We start from the raw sequence: 14,175 nt of genomic DNA, 5'->3' as shown, positions 1-14,175 counted from the left end.
GACGATTCGACGATTCAATCTTGCCCTACGAGGGTACGACCTGTTGTCAAGTCGCACCCCCAAAACGGGCGAGCTAGCCCGACATCTCACCGAAACGGCAAATCTTCACGAACTCGCCCGGGTCCAGGCTGGCCCCGCCGACGAGCGCGCCGTCGACGTCGGGCTTGGCCATGATCCCCGCGATGTTGTCGGACTTGACCGATCCTCCGTACAGGATACGGACGGCCTCGGCCACCGCGTCACCGTACTTCTCGGCGAGGCGCGTCCGGATGGCCCCGCAGACCTCCTGCGCGTCCTCCGGCGTCGCCACCTCTCCGGTGCCGATCGCCCAGACCGGCTCGTACGCGACGACGATCGACCCGGCCTGCTCGGCGGGCACCCCTTCCAGGGCACCGTCCAGCTGGCCGAGAGTGTACTCCACCTGCTGCCCCGCCTGCCGGATGGGCAGGCCCTCGCCCACGCAGAGGATGGGCGTGACGCCGTGCCGGTAGGCGGCCTTCACCTTGGCGTTGACCAGGGCGTCGTCCTCGGCGTGGTACTGCCGGCGCTCGGAGTGTCCGATGGCCGTGAAGGTGCAGCCCAGCTTGGCCAGCTGGGCGCCGGAGATCTCCCCGGTGTAGGCGCCGGCGTCGTACTGGGACACGTCCTGCGCGCCGTAGACGATGCGCAGCTTGTCGCCGTCCACCAGGGTCTGCACGCTGCGCAGGTCGGTGAACGGCGGCAGCACCGCGACCTCGACCTTGTCGAAGTCCTTGTCGGTCAGCGAGAACGCCAGCTCCTGAACCAGCTTGATGGCCTCAAGGTGGTTCTTGTTCATCTTCCAGTTGCCGGCGATGAGCGGCTTACGCCCCATCCTCGTCCTCCAGGGCGGCCAGACCGGGGAGCGTCTTGCCCTCGAGGTACTCGAGGGAGGCGCCGCCACCGGTGGAAATGTGCGAGAACCCGTCCTCAGGGAGCCCCAGCTGCCGGACGGCCGCGGCCGAGTCGCCGCCGCCGACCACGGTGAACGCGTCCGACGCGATCAGGGCCTCGGCCACCGCGCGGGTGCCCCCCGAGAAGGCGTCGAACTCGAACACGCCCATCGGGCCGTTCCAGAAGACCGTGGCCGCGTCGGCCAGCTTGGCCGCGAACAGCTCACGGGTGCGCGGGCCGATGTCCAGGCCCTCCCGGTCGGCCGGGATGGCGGTGGCGTCCACCACCTCGAAGTCGGCGTCGGGGGCGAAGGTGGTGGCGGCCAGCACGTCCACCGGCAGCACCAGGTCCACGCCGCGCTCCCCGGCCTCGGCCAGGAAGCCGCGGACCTTGTCCAGCTGGTCCTCCTGGAGCAGGCTGTTGCCCACCTCGTAGCCCTGGGCCGCCAGGAAGGTGTAGGCCATGCCGCCGCCGATGAGCAGCCGGTCCACCTTGGTGAGCAGGTTGGCGATGACCCCGAGCTTGTCGGAGACCTTCGCCCCGCCGAGCACCACCACGTACGGCCTGGCCGGGTCCTCGGTGAGCTTCTTCAGCACCTCGACCTCGGCCGCGATCAGCCCGCCCACCGCGTGCGGCAGCAGCCGCGGCACGTCGTAGACCGAGGCGTGCCTGCGGTGCACGGCGCCGAAGCCGTCCCCCACGTACAGGTCGGCCAGGGCGGCCAGCTTGCCGGCGAACAGGGCCCGCTCGGCGTCGTCCTTGGACTCCTCGCCGGGCTCGAAGCGGAGGTTCTCCAGCAGCGCCACCTGGCCGTCGCCCACGGCCGACACGGCGGCCTGGGCGGACTCGCCGATCACGTCGGTGGCGAAGGCCACCTCCTCGCCGAGCAGCTCCGAAAGCCGCCGGGCCACGGGGGCCAGCGAGTACTTCGGATTCGGCGAGCCCTTCGGACGGCCCAGGTGGGCGCAGACGATCACCTTCGCGCCGCGCCCCGTCAGGTTCCTGATGGTCGGGACGGAGGCCCTGATCCGGCCGTCATCGGTGATCGTCTCCCCGTCCAGGGGGACGTTCAGGTCGGCGCGCACCAGCACCCGCCGACCCTTCACGTCGAGTTCGTCGAGACCACGCATCAGAGTGAGGCACCCACGTACTCGATGAGGTCCACCAGACGGTTGGAGTAACCCCACTCGTTGTCGTACCAGCCGACGACCTTGGCCTGGTTGCCGATGACCTTGGTCAGGCCGGCGTCGAAGATGCAGGAGGAGGGGTCGGTGACGATGTCGGCGGAGACGATCTCGTCCTCGGTGTAGCTGAGGTAGCCCTTCAGCGCGCCCTCGGCGGCCGCCTTGAACGCCGCGTTGACCTCCTCGACGGTGGCCTCGCGCTTGAGCTCCACGGTCAGGTCGGTGGCCGAGCCGGTGGGGATCGGCACGCGCAGCGCGTAGCCGTCCAGCTTGCCCTTCAGCTCGGGCAGCACCAGGCCGATGGCCTTGGCCGCGCCGGTGGAGGTGGGCACGATGTTCAGCGCCGCGGCCCGGGCCCGGCGCAGGTCGGCGTGCGGGCCGTCCTGCAGGTTCTGGTCCTGGGTATAGGCGTGGATCGTGGTCATCAGGCCCTTCTCGATGCCGAAGGTGTCGTTCAGCACCTTCCCGAGCGGGGCCAGGCAGTTGGTGGTGCAGGAGGCGTTGGAGATGACCGTGTGGTTGGCGGGGTCGTAGGTCTCGTGGTTCACGCCCATCACGACCGTGACGTCCTCGTTCTTGGCCGGGGCGGAGATGATGACCTTCTTGGCCCCGTTCTCCGCGTGCACCTTGGCCTTGTTGGCGTCGGTGAAGAAGCCGGTGGACTCCACGACCACGTCCACACCCAGGTCGCCCCAGGGCAGCTTGGCGGGGTCGCGCTCGGCGAACGCCTTGATGGCCTTGCCGTCCACGGTGATCTCGTCCGCCGACGCCTTCACCTCGTACGGCAGCCGACCGAGGATGCTGTCGTACTTCAGAAGGTGGGCGAGCGTGACGTTGTCGGTCAGGTCGTTGACCGCGACGATCTCGATGTCCTTGCCGCTGGCGGCCGCCGCGCGCCAGAAGTTGCGGCCGATACGGCCGAAGCCGTTCACGCCTACGCGGATGCTCACGTGATCCGATCTCCTCGTACGTCGTTACGTGACTGAAACCTCGGTGCTGACCCTATCGGACTCAAATTGGTTTAGACCAAGCGAGGGTCCCACAGGTCGAGACGACACAAAATCGACGCCAAATCGAAGGTTTCGGTGTAAAGCGTCCGTTGTGGCAGGACCAGCACACGCCCTGTTCGATCACCCGGAGAGCATGTCGGCGGTGAGATTCGCCTCAGTGTTGGGCAGGCCCAGATCCTGGGCGCGTTTGTCGGCCATGGCCAGCAGCCGCCGGATGCGCCCGGCGATGGCGTCCTTGGTCAGCGGCGGGTCGGCGATCTGGCCGAGCTCCTCCAGGGACGCCTGCTTGTGCTCCACCCGCAGCCGCCCGGCCACCACCAGGTGCTCCGGCGCGTCGTCGCCGAGGATCTCCAGCGCCCGCTGCACCCGGGCCCCGGCCGCCACCGCCGCCCGGGCCGAGCGGCGCAGGTTGGCGTCGTCGAAGTTGGCCAGCCGGTTGGCGGTGGCCCGCACCTCCCGGCGCATCCGCCGCTCCTCCCAGGCCAGCACGCTGTCGTGCGCGCCGAGCCGGGTGAGCAGCGCGCTGATCGCGTCGCCGTCCCTGACCACCACCCGGTCCACCCCGCGCACCTCGCGGGCCTTGGCGTGGATCTTCAGGCGGCGGGCCGAGCCGACCAGCGCCAGCGCCGCCTCCGGGCCCGGGCAGGTCACTTCCAGGGACATCGACCTGCCGGGCTCGGTGAGCGAGCCGTGCGCCAGGAACGCCCCGCGCCAGGCCGCCTCGGCGTCGCAGGTGGCCCCGGAGACCACCTGGCGGGGCAGCCCGCGGACCGGGCGGCCGTGGTTGTCGATCAGGCCGGTCTGGCGGGCCAGCGCCTCGCCGTCCTTGTAGACGCGGACCACGTACCGGGAGCCCTTGCGCAGCCCGGCGGGGGCCAGCACGAGCACCTCGGCCTTGTGGCCGAAGACCTCGCCGATGTCCTTGATCAGGCGGCGCGCGGTGACGTTGGTGTCCAGCTCGGCCTCGATCACGATCCGGCCGCCGACCAGGTGCAGCCCGCTGGCGAAGCGGAGCAGCGTGGAGACCTCGGCCTTACGGCAGCAGGGCTTCAGCACCGGCAATCGGCTGAGCTCATCCTTAACCACACCTGTCATAGCCATCGCGCAAAGTCCTCCCCCAAACAGACAATGAAGCCTATTCGCCGCACCTACGGCGCGGCGGGCTCCGGCGTCAGTCTCTCGCACCCCGGCCTGGGGGGATCACCGCTTCTCACGGAAAATCTCGTCCAGGACCGTGGCAAGACGGGGTCCATCGTGCCTCGGGGAACCGTCAGAAGCCCCCACATCCCCCAAAACCAACCTCCCGCCCAGGGCGAGCGCGGCCTTCTCCAGGTCGGCCACGTCGTCGGCGACCGAGGTGTCGGCCAGCACCGCGTCGATGAGTAACGCGGGGGCGTGCTGGCGGAGCACCTCCAGATGTTTCTGCGGGGAGAAGCCGTCGGTCTCGCCCGGCTGGGGGGCCAGGTTGAGGATGACCAGGCGGCGGGCGCTGGTCGCGTACAGCGCGCGGGCCAGCTCGGGGACCTTCAGGTGCGGCAGCACGCTGGTGAACCAGGAGCCCGGGCCGAACACCACCCAGTCGGCGTCCATGATCGTCTGGATCACCTCCGGGGAGACCGGCGGATCCGGCGGCACCAGCGAGATCGACCGCACCCGGCCCGGGGTGAGCGCGCAGGCCACCTGCCCGCGGACGGTGGTGATCACCCCGTCCAGCTCCACCTCGGCCTGGATGTCCAGCGGCACCGCGGCCATCGGCAGCACCCGGCCGTGCGCGCCGAGCAGCCGCCCGATCCACGCCAGCGCCTGGACGGGATCGTCCATCAGCTCCCAGAGCGCCACGATCAGCAGGTTGCCCACCGCGTGGCCGTGCAGGTCCCCCTCGCTGCGGAACCGGTGCTGCACCACCCGGCTCCAGGTCTGTCCCCACTCGTCGTCCCCGCACAGCGCGGCCAGCGCCATCCGCAGGTCCCCCGGGGGGAGCACGCCCAGTTCCCGTCTGAGCCGCCCGCTCGATCCGCCGTCGTCGGCCACCGTGACGACCGCCGTCAGATCGGCGGTGACCCTCCGGAGCGCCGACAACGACGCGTGCAGCCCGTGGCCGCCCCCCAGCGCGACCACTCTGGCGGCTGGGGCACGTTCACTCACTCCCGACCCACATCCCGGTGGCTCACCTGTACCTCCATGCCGCGCTCCCGCAGCCTCGCGCCCAGTTGCTCCGCCATGGCGACACTCCGGTGCCGCCCCCCCGTGCAGCCCACGGCCAGCATGGCGTAGCTCTTGCCCTCGCGGTTGTACCCCGCGGCCACGACGCCAAGGACTTCCTCGTAGCCGTCGAGGAACTCTTTTGCACCGGGCTGTCCCAGAACGTACTCCCGAACGGGGGCATCCAGCCCACTCATTGGGCGAAGTTCCGGGACCCAGTGCGGATTGGGCAGGAATCGGCAGTCCACCACCAGGTCGGCGTCGACGGGCAGACCGTACTTGAAGCCGAAGGAGACCACGCTGAGCTTGAGGCCCGGGCGGTGCTCGCCGCCGAAGAAGGAGATGATCTTGTTGCGCAGCTCGTGCACGTTGAGCGTGGAGGTGTCGATCACCAGGTCGGCGTTGGCCCGGACCTCGCGGAGGATGCCGCGCTCGCGGTCGATGCCGTCCACCAGGCGGCCGTCGGCCTGGAGCGGGTGCGGGCGGCGCACGTTCTCAAACCGGCGCACCAGGGCCTCGTCGCTGGCCTCCAGGAAGACCACCCGGACCCCGACGCCCCGCCCGTCCAGCTCGCCGATGGCCGCGTTCAGGTCGGAGGTGAAGGCCAGCGAGCGCACGTCCACCACCGCCGCCACCTTGTCGGCGGCCAGCTTGACCCGGCCGGCCTCCTCGGCCAGCGAGAACAGCAGGCCGGGCGGCAGGTTGTCGATCACGAACCAGCCGAGGTCCTCCAGCGCCTTGGCGGCCGTGCTCCGACCGGCCCCGGACATGCCGGTGACCACGACGAATCCGGGCTCACTCGTGGACTCGACACCGGGCTGGCTCATCAGCTCTCCCCCCGCAACGCCGCCACGATCGCCTCGGCGGTGGCCGGGCCGATGCCGGGAACCTCGCAGATCTCCTCGGCGGTGGCGTCACTCAACCGTTTCACGGAACCGAAGTGTCGCAGAAGCGCCTGGCGCCGCGCTGGCCCGAGGCCGGGAACCTCATCCAACGCGCTCTCCTTGAGGGTTCTGGACCTCTTCGCCCTATGGTAGGTGATCGCGAACCGATGCGCCTCGTCACGGACCCGTTGCAGCAGGTAAAGTCCCTCACTGGCGCGGGGCAGGATGACCGGCTGGTCGTCGCCGGGCAGCCAGACCTCCTCCAGGCGCTTGGCCAGGCCGCAGACCGCCACGTCGTCCACTCCCAGCTCGTCCAGCGCCCGCTGGGCGGCCGCGGCCTGCGCGGGGCCGCCGTCCACCACCACCAGGTTCGGCGGGTAGGCGAACTTGCGCGGGCGGCCGGTCTCCGGGTCGATGGGCTCGCCCACCGGCTCCCCGCCCAGCTCCCCGGTGGCGCTGCGCTCCTCCAGGTAGCGGCGGAAGCGGCGCAGGATCACCTCGTGGATGGAGGCCACGTCGCCCTCGGCGGCCTTGATCTGGAAGCGCCGGTACTCGCTCTTGCGGGCCAGCCCGTCCTCGAAGACCACCATGGAGGCCACCACGTTGGTGCCCTGGATGTGCGAGACGTCGTAGCACTCGATGCGCAGTGGGGCCTGGTCCAGGGCGAGCGCGTCGGCGATCTCCTGGAGCGCCTTGCTCCGGCTGGTCAGGTCGCTGGAGCGGCGGAGCTTGTGCTGGGTGAGCGCCTCCTTGGCGTTCCGCTCCACGGTCTCCATCAGCGCCTTCTTGTCGCCGCGCTGCGGCACCCGCAGATCCACCCGGCTCCCGCGCTGCTCGCCGAGCAGCTCCACCACGGCGTCGTGGTCCGGCGGCAGAGCCGGGACCAGGATCTCCCGGGGGATCTCGGCCTCGCTGTACATCTGGATCAGGAAGTGCTCCACCAGGCCGCCGACGCCGTTCTCCTCGACCTTGTCCACCACCCAGCCGCGCTGGCCCCTGATCCGGCCGCCGCGCACGTAGAAGACCTGCACGGCGGCCTCCAGCTGGTCCTCCGCGAGGGCGATCACGTCGCAGTCGGTGGCGTCGCCGAGCACCACGGCCTGCTTCTCCAGCGCCTTCTGCAGGGCCTGGATGTCGTCCCTGAGCCGGGCCGCCCGCTCGTACTCCTGGACGGCGGCGGCCTCCCGCATCTGGAGCTCCAGGCGCTTGATGAACCGGCTGGTGTTGCCGGCCATGAAGTCGCAGAAGTCCTCGGCCAGGGCGCGGTGCTCCTCCTCGGTGACCCGGCCGACGCAGGGGGCCGAACACTTCTCGATGTAGCCGAGCAGGCAGGGCCGGCCGATCTGCCCGGCCCGCTTGAACACCCCCGCCGAGCAGGACCGGATCGGGAACACCCGGAGCAGCAGGTCCACCGTCTCCCGGATCGCCCAGGCATGCGAGTACGGCCCGAAGTAGCGCGTGCCCTTCCTCTTGGCCCCGCGCATCACCTGGACCCGGGGGAAGTCCTCCCCCATGGTGACCGCCAGGTACGGATACGACTTGTCGTCCCGGTACTTGACGTTGAAGTGCGGGTCGAACTCCTTGATCCAGGAGTACTCCAGCTGGAGCGCCTCCACCTCGGTGCGGACCACCGTCCAGTCCACCCGGGCGGCGGTGGTCAGCATCGACTGCGTCCGGAAGTGCAGACTCGCGAAATCCGCGAAGTACGAGTTGAGCCGCTGCCGCAGGCTCTTGGCCTTGCCCACGTAGATCACCCGGCCGCCGGGATCCCGGAACCGGTAGACACCGGGCGACTCGGGAATCGATCCGGGCGCAGGTCGATAAGTTGCCGGATCTGCCACGCCACAAAGCCTAGTGGCCGCCTCCGACAATCTGGGGCGCGCTCGGAACCGAGGGGGGCGTTACGCCGAGCCGGAGGCCCGCGAGCGGGCCCCCGGCCGGCAGGAAGAGGATCAGGCGAGGGTGATGCTGTCGCCGGAGACGGTGAGCGGGATCTCCCGGAGCGGGCCCTTGGCGGGGCCGCCGGCCACCGAGCCGTCCGTGATCTTGAACTTGCTGCCGTGGCAGGGGCAGTTGATGGTGCCGTTGGAGATGCTGCCCACCGTGCAGCCCTGGTGGGTGCAGACCGCCGTGAACGCCTTGAACTGGCCCGCGGACGGCTGGGTGATCACGATCTGGTCGGACTCAAAGATCTTGCCGCTGCCCTCCGGGATGTCGGCGGTCTTGGCGAAGGCGTTGGCCGCGGGCGCGTCACCCCCGCCGTCACCGGCCGCGGTCGCCTCCTCGGTGGGCTCGGCCGCCTGGGTCGGCTCGGTGCCACCGGCGGGCGGGTCCTGGCCGGGCGGGTCGGCCGGGTCCACACCCGCGGTCCCCCCGCCCGAGTTGTAACCGGTGCACGCGGTCAGCGCGACGGCCAGGCCCGCCCCGCCCACACCAAGCACGACGGCCCGCCGGCTCGGCGCCAGGGGCCGCGCCTCGGCTGGGTCGGCGGTTTCGACGGTCGGCAAGGAGTTATCCATGGTTCGCCCTCCGCTGGGGGTCTGTATGCCTGTAAGTACGGCTGCGAGGCCGACAAGGGTTCAGCATGCCCCAACAATCACCGGGCGAGTATGGACAATTACCGATTCGCCGGACCTCCGGATCACAACCCGAAGATCTTGCGGAGGAACGTCCCGGTGTGGCTGCCCTCGACCAGCGCGACCTCCTCCGGTGTGCCGGTGGCCACCACCTTGCCGCCCCGGGAGCCGCCCTCGGGACCCATGTCGATCACCCAGTCCGCGGTCTTGATCACGTCCAGGTTGTGCTCGATCACGATGACCGTGTTGCCGTTGTCCACCAGCCGGTTGAGCACCCCCAGCAGCCGCCGGATGTCCTCGAAATGCAGCCCGGTGGTGGGCTCGTCCAGCACGTAGATGGTCCGCCCGGTGGAGCGGCGCTGCAGCTCGGAGGCGAGCTTGACCCGCTGGGCCTCGCCGCCGGAGAGCGTGGTGGCCGGCTGGCCGAGCCGCACGTAGCCGAGGCCGACGTCGTTGAGGGTCACCAGGTGGCGGCGGATGGCCGGGATGGCCTCGAAGAAGTGGCTGGCCTCCTCGATGGGCATGTCCAGCACCTCGGCGATGGTCTTGCCCTTGTAGTGCACCTCCAGGGTCTCCCGGTTGTACCTGGCCCCGTGGCAGACCTCGCACGGCACGTACACGTCCGGCAGGAAGTTCATCTCGATCTTGATGGTGCCGTCGCCCGAGCAGGCCTCGCACCGGCCGCCCTTGACGTTGAAGCTGAACCGCCCCGGCTGGTAGCCCCGGATCTTCGCCTCGGTGGTCTGCGCGAACAGCTTCCTGATGTGGTCGAAGACGCCGGTGTAGGTGGCCGGGTTGGAGCGCGGGGTGCGCCCGATCGGCGACTGGTCGACGTGCACCACCTTGTCCAGCAGGTCCATGCCGACCACCCGGGCGTGCCGCCCCGGCACCGTGCGGGCGTTGTGCAGCTCCTTGGCCAGCGAGTTGTACAGGATGTCGTTGACCAGCGTGGACTTGCCCGACCCCGACACCCCGGTGACGGCGGTGAAGACCCCCAGCGGGAAGTCCACGTCCACCCCGGTCAGGTTGTGCTGCCTGGCGCCCTTGACGGTCAGCTGGCGCTTGCGGTCCCGCCTGCGCCGGATGAGCGGCACGTCGATGGCCCGGCGGCCGGACAGGTAGGCCCCCGTCAGCGACTGCTCGCTGGCCAGCAGCTCGGCCACGGTGCCGGAGACGACCACCTGGCCGCCGTGCTCGCCGGCGCCGGGACCGATGTCCACGACCCAGTCGGCGGCGGCGATGGTGTCCTCGTCGTGCTCCACCACGATCAGCGTGTTGCCCATGTCGCGCAGCCGGATCAGGGTCTCCAGCAGCCGATGGTTGTCCCGCTGGTGCAGGCCGATGGAGGGCTCGTCCAGCACGTAGAGCACGCCCACCAGGCCGGAGCCGATCTGGGTGGCCAGCCGGATGCGCTGGGCCTCGCCGCCGGCCAGGGTGCCGGCCGCCCGGTCCAGGGTGAGGTAGTCCAGGCCGACGTCAAGCAGGAAGCCGAGCCTGGCGTTGATCTCCTTGACCACCCGCTCGGCGATGTGCATGTCCCGCTCGGAGAGCTGGAACCCGGCCAGGAACTCGGCGCACTCGCCGATGGACAGGGCGGAGACCTCGGCGATGGAGGCCCCGCCCACGGTGACCGCCAGCGAGACCGGCTTGAGGCGCCTGCCCTTGCAGGCCGGGCAGGGCACCTCGCGCATGTAGCCTTCGAACTTCTCCCGGGTGGCGTCGCTCTCCGACTCGGCGTGCCGCCGCTGCACCCAGGTGATCGCGCCCTCGAAGTTGGTGTAGTACGAGCGCTCCCGGCCGTACCGGTTGTGGTAGCGGATGTGCACCTGCTCGTCGTGGCCGTGCAGCAGGGAGCGCTGGGCCTGCTTGGAGAGCTGGTCCCACCGGGTGTCCAGGGTGAAGCCGAGGGCGTTGCCCAGGCCCTCGATGAGCTTCTCGAAGTAGTCGCTGGTGTGCCCGCCGGCCCAGGGCGAGATGGCGCCCTCGCGCAGGGTGCGCTCCGGGTCGGGCACGATCAGCTCGGGGTCGACCTCCATCCGGGTGCCCAGGCCCGTGCACTCCGGGCAGGCGCCGAACGGCGAGTTGAACGAGAACGAGCGGGGTTCCAGCTCCTCGAAGGACAGGTCGTCGTAGGGGCAGTAGAGGTGCTCGGAGTAGAACCGCTCCCGGTTGGGGTCACCGGTGTCCAGGTCGACGAAGTCGAGGGTGATGGTGCCGCCGGAGAGCAGGAGCGCCGTCTCCACCGAGTCGGTGAGCCGCCGCCGCGCGTTCTCCTTGACCGACAGCCGGTCGACGATGACCTCGATGTCGTGCTTCTCGTACTTCTTGAGCGCCGGGGGTTCCTCCAGCCGGACGATCGTGCCGTCCACCCTGGCCCGGGCGAAGCCCTTGGTGGTGAGCTCGCGGAACAGCTCCGCGTACTCCCCCTTGCGGCCGCGGATGACGGGGGCGAGCACCTGGAAGCGGGTGCCCTCGGGGAGCTCCAGCACCCGGTCGACGATCTGCTGCGGGGTCTGCCTGGCGATCGGCCGCTCGCACTTCGGGCAGTGCGGCTTGCCGATCCTGGCCCAGAGCAGGCGCAGGTAGTCGTAGACCTCGGTGATCGTGCCGACCGTGGAGCGGGGGTTGCGGCTGGTCGACTTCTGGTCGATGGAGACCGCAGGGGAGAGGCCCTCGATGAAATCCACGTCCGGCTTGTCCATCTGGCCGAGGAACTGCCGCGCGTACGCCGACAGGGACTCCACGTAGCGCCGCTGGCCCTCGGCGAAGATGGTGTCGAAGGCCAGGCTGGACTTGCCGGAGCCGGACAGCCCGGTGAAAACGATCAGAGCATCTCGCGGCAGATCCAGCGAGACGTCCTTGAGGTTGTGTTCACGTGCGCCACGCACGATAAGGCGGTCAGCCACGGCGATCCCGAAAGTTCGATTTGCGATGACAGGAGGTGCACGGGCAGGCTACCCACGCCCACCGACATTTTTCCGAGGGCACTTTTCCGGGGGGTCGGACCACCCTCCGCAGATCCCAGGGTAGATGCAGCGCCGGACCGTCGGCGGACATTCCCCGGTACCGCCCCCGCCACCTCCCATCTGCGAAGATCGGCTTATGTCCATGCTCCCGCTGTTCCAGACCCGGCTGGCGGAATCCACCGATCGCCTGCTGACCACCGTGGCCGCGCTGACCGACGACGACCTGCGGGCGCCGTCCCGGTTGCCCGGCTGGACCCGGGGCCATGTGGTCAGCCACCTGGCCCGCAACGCCGACAGCCTGGTCAACCTGCTGAACTGGGCCCGTACGGGGATACCCACACCGCAGTACGCCAGCCCGGAGGACCGGGTCGCGGGCATCGAGGCGGGGGCGCCCCGCCCCGCCAAGGAACAGCTGCTCGATCTTGAGGACAGCGCGGCCAGGTTCGCCGCCCTGGCGGCCGAGCTGACCGAGAGCGACTGGACGGTCCGGGTGTCGGGCGCCAATCCGCCGGACCACCCCGCCTGGTACGTGCTCCGCCGCCGCCAGCGCGAGGTGGAGATCCACCACGGCGACCTGGGCTGCGGCTACGACTGGCCGGACTGGCCGGAGGACTTCGTGCTCTGGGACTTCTACGACACCATGCGCTCCTGGCGGCCGGGGTCGGCGGTGCTCGGCGAGATCGTCGTGCACACCGGGGAGGACCGGATCGCCGGGGAGACCTGGAGCGGCCTGGGCGAGGGACCCACGGTGGAGGGCACCCGCCGGGACCTGTTCGCCTGGCTGACCGGCCGGGCCGGCGGGGACCGGCTGAGCGCCGACGGTCCGCTGCCCACCCTGCCGCCCTGGCCGTACGGCAGCGCCCCGGCCGGCCTGCCGTCCCGGATCCCGGAGGAGTGGCCGCCCGCGATCTGAGGTGATCCAGTTCAGCCCGCTTCTGAACGCTTCATGATCGCCTAGCCACGCCGAGCGGGCGTCCCCGCAGTTGACGACCTTGACCGGCCGCCTCCCAGGCGCCCGGCCCATGGGCACCCGGGTTGAGCGCCCTCTCTCTGCCAGGTACGGAGATATCCCAACCAATCCCCTTACCTGGCGAGGAGTGTGGATGGCAGCCGACGACAAACCCCTGGCACCGGTGCGCGCCCTCCGGTTCGCCCTCCCGGCGGCGCTGGCCGTCACCCTGGTCTGGGCGGGCGCCATCGCCGCCACCTTCTACCTGCATCCGGGCGGTGGCCTGCACCTCACCGCCCGGTTCGGCCACCTGCTGGCGCTGGCCGCCGGCTTCGGCGCGGTGGTCGTCATCGACGCCTGCGGCCTGCTCTTCCTCACCGGCCGGCAGGGCGCCGCGCAGACCATGCGGGTGGTGGCCGCCGCCGACCCGATCGTCTGGCTCGGATACGCCGGCCTGGTGGTCACCGGGGCGCTGCTCAAACCCGACCTGAGCTCCACGCTGACCTGGCTGAAGCTGGGCGCGGTGCTGGTCACCGGCCTCAACGGGGTGCACGCCCGGCTGCTCACCCGGGAGTTGTCCGCGCTGCCCGGCGACCCGTCCTTCCGCGACCTGCGCCCGTTCCAGCGAGCCCGCCTGCTGCTGTCCGGTACGGTCTCGCAGGCGGCGTGGTGGACGGCGATCGTGGTCGGCTTCTGGCACAACCTGCCGCCTGGATACCAATGAGAAAGTCGTGATCTGGACAGCCGCACCGGTGAGTTGCCCGACGGAGTTCATGCGGCTGGTCGGGGACGGGTTTCTCGTTAGTAGCGTAGGCCTTATCGCTATTGAGGGAGAGGCATGAGCTACACGGGAGACGTCGCCAAGGGCGGGCCCGCTGACGTGCGCGAGCTGGACGGGCTGACCATCGCCAAGCTCGAGGTCGGCGACTTCGGGAACAACGCGTACCTGCTGCGGTGCACCGAGACCGGCGACGGGCTGCTCATCGACGCGGCGGCCGAGGCCGACCGGCTGCTCGAGCTGATCGGGGACCGGCCGATCAGCACGATCGTCACCACCCACCAGCACGCCGACCACTGGCAGGCGCTGAAGGAGGTGGCCGAGGCCACCGGGGCGACCGTGGTGGCCCACCCGCTGGACGCGGCGGCGCTGCCGGTGCCGGTCCGGCCGGTGGAGCACGGCGAGCGCGTCCCGTTCGGCGTGCTCAGCCTGGAGGTGGTGCACCTGCGCGGCCACACGCCCGGCTCGATCGCCCTCCACTACCCGGGGCACATCTTCACCGGCGACTCGCTGTTCCCCGGCGGGGTGGGCAACACGCAGAAGGACCCGGAGCGCTTCAACCGGCTCTTCACCGACGTGGTGGAGCGCATCTTCGACGTCTATCCGGACGAGACCTGGGTCTACCCGGGCCACGGCAAGGACACCACGCTCGGCGCGGAGCGGCCGTCCCTGCCGGAGTGGAAAGCCCGGGGCTGGTAAGCGAAACGGCGAAAC

Annotated in this window: 12 protein-coding genes; 3 read left to right on the top strand and 9 right to left on the bottom strand. The window is 70.3% G+C overall.

Going from position 1 to position 14,175, the window contains the following annotated elements; genetic code table 11:
* Nucleotides 1-73: 73 nt before the first annotated feature.
* The 9 genes from tpiA to uvrA form a co-directional block, all read right to left on the bottom strand.
* A complete protein-coding gene (gene tpiA / locus KIP79_RS25050) occupies nt 74-853 on the bottom strand; it encodes a triose-phosphate isomerase (RefSeq protein WP_214107351.1) in 780 nt (259 codons plus the stop codon).
* A complete protein-coding gene (locus tag KIP79_RS25045; RefSeq protein ID WP_214107350.1) occupies nt 843-2,042 on the bottom strand; it encodes a phosphoglycerate kinase in 1,200 nt (399 codons plus the stop codon). The genes tpiA and KIP79_RS25045 overlap by 11 nt, the downstream gene beginning before the upstream one ends.
* Nucleotides 2,042-3,046: a type I glyceraldehyde-3-phosphate dehydrogenase gene (gene gap, locus KIP79_RS25040; RefSeq protein WP_214107349.1), complete on the bottom strand. Its 1,005-nt coding sequence runs from the start codon at nt 3,044-3,046 to the stop codon at nt 2,042-2,044. The genes KIP79_RS25045 and gap overlap by 1 nt, the downstream gene beginning before the upstream one ends.
* Nucleotides 3,047-3,226: 180 nt before the next feature.
* Nucleotides 3,227-4,207 carry a DNA-binding protein WhiA gene (whiA, locus tag KIP79_RS25035; RefSeq protein WP_155351629.1) on the bottom strand — a complete coding sequence of 327 codons (981 nt, stop codon included), beginning with the start codon at nt 4,205-4,207 and terminating at the stop codon, nt 3,227-3,229.
* A gap of 99 nt (nt 4,208-4,306) precedes the next feature.
* On the bottom strand, nt 4,307-5,251 hold the full coding sequence (locus KIP79_RS25030) for a gluconeogenesis factor YvcK family protein (protein WP_308169878.1): 945 nt from the start codon (nt 5,249-5,251) through the stop codon (nt 4,307-4,309).
* Entirely contained in the window at nt 5,248-6,135 is an 888-nt protein-coding gene (gene rapZ / locus KIP79_RS25025) for an RNase adapter RapZ (RefSeq protein ID WP_214107348.1), read from the bottom strand. Before rapZ ends, KIP79_RS25030 begins: the two co-directional genes overlap by 4 nt.
* Nucleotides 6,135-8,033, bottom strand: a complete 1,899-nt coding sequence (uvrC, locus tag KIP79_RS25020; protein ID WP_214107347.1) for an excinuclease ABC subunit UvrC — start codon at nt 8,031-8,033, stop codon at nt 6,135-6,137. The genes rapZ and uvrC overlap by 1 nt, the downstream gene beginning before the upstream one ends.
* 111 nt (nt 8,034-8,144) lie before the next feature.
* Nucleotides 8,145-8,699 (bottom strand): Rieske (2Fe-2S) protein, encoded by a 555-nt coding sequence (locus KIP79_RS25015; RefSeq protein ID WP_250213782.1) that lies wholly within the window; start codon nt 8,697-8,699, stop codon nt 8,145-8,147.
* 134 nt (nt 8,700-8,833) lie between these two features.
* Nucleotides 8,834-11,674, bottom strand: a complete 2,841-nt coding sequence (gene uvrA, locus KIP79_RS25010; protein WP_214107345.1) for an excinuclease ABC subunit UvrA — start codon at nt 11,672-11,674, stop codon at nt 8,834-8,836.
* A 196-nt stretch (nt 11,675-11,870) separates the two neighbouring features.
* Between uvrA and KIP79_RS25005 the strand changes: the two genes are divergently transcribed.
* The 3 genes from KIP79_RS25005 (at nt 11,871) to KIP79_RS24995 (ending at nt 14,160) form a co-directional block, all read left to right on the top strand.
* On the top strand, nt 11,871-12,647 hold the full coding sequence (locus tag KIP79_RS25005; protein ID WP_214107344.1) for a maleylpyruvate isomerase family mycothiol-dependent enzyme: 777 nt from the start codon (nt 11,871-11,873) through the stop codon (nt 12,645-12,647).
* Between the two features lie 190 nt (nt 12,648-12,837).
* A complete protein-coding gene (locus KIP79_RS25000) occupies nt 12,838-13,407 on the top strand; it encodes a hypothetical protein (protein ID WP_214107343.1) in 570 nt (189 codons plus the stop codon).
* A gap of 114 nt (nt 13,408-13,521) precedes the next feature.
* Entirely contained in the window at nt 13,522-14,160 is a 639-nt protein-coding gene (locus KIP79_RS24995; protein ID WP_214107342.1) for an MBL fold metallo-hydrolase, read from the top strand.
* The last annotated feature ends 15 nt before the right edge of the window (nt 14,161-14,175 follow it).

This window comes from Acrocarpospora catenulata (assembly GCF_018476525.1).
GTDB lineage: Bacteria > Actinomycetota > Actinomycetes > Streptosporangiales > Streptosporangiaceae > Acrocarpospora > Acrocarpospora catenulata.
Note: the sequence above shows the minus strand (reverse complement) of the source record. Positions and strands in the feature narration are given on the sequence as shown.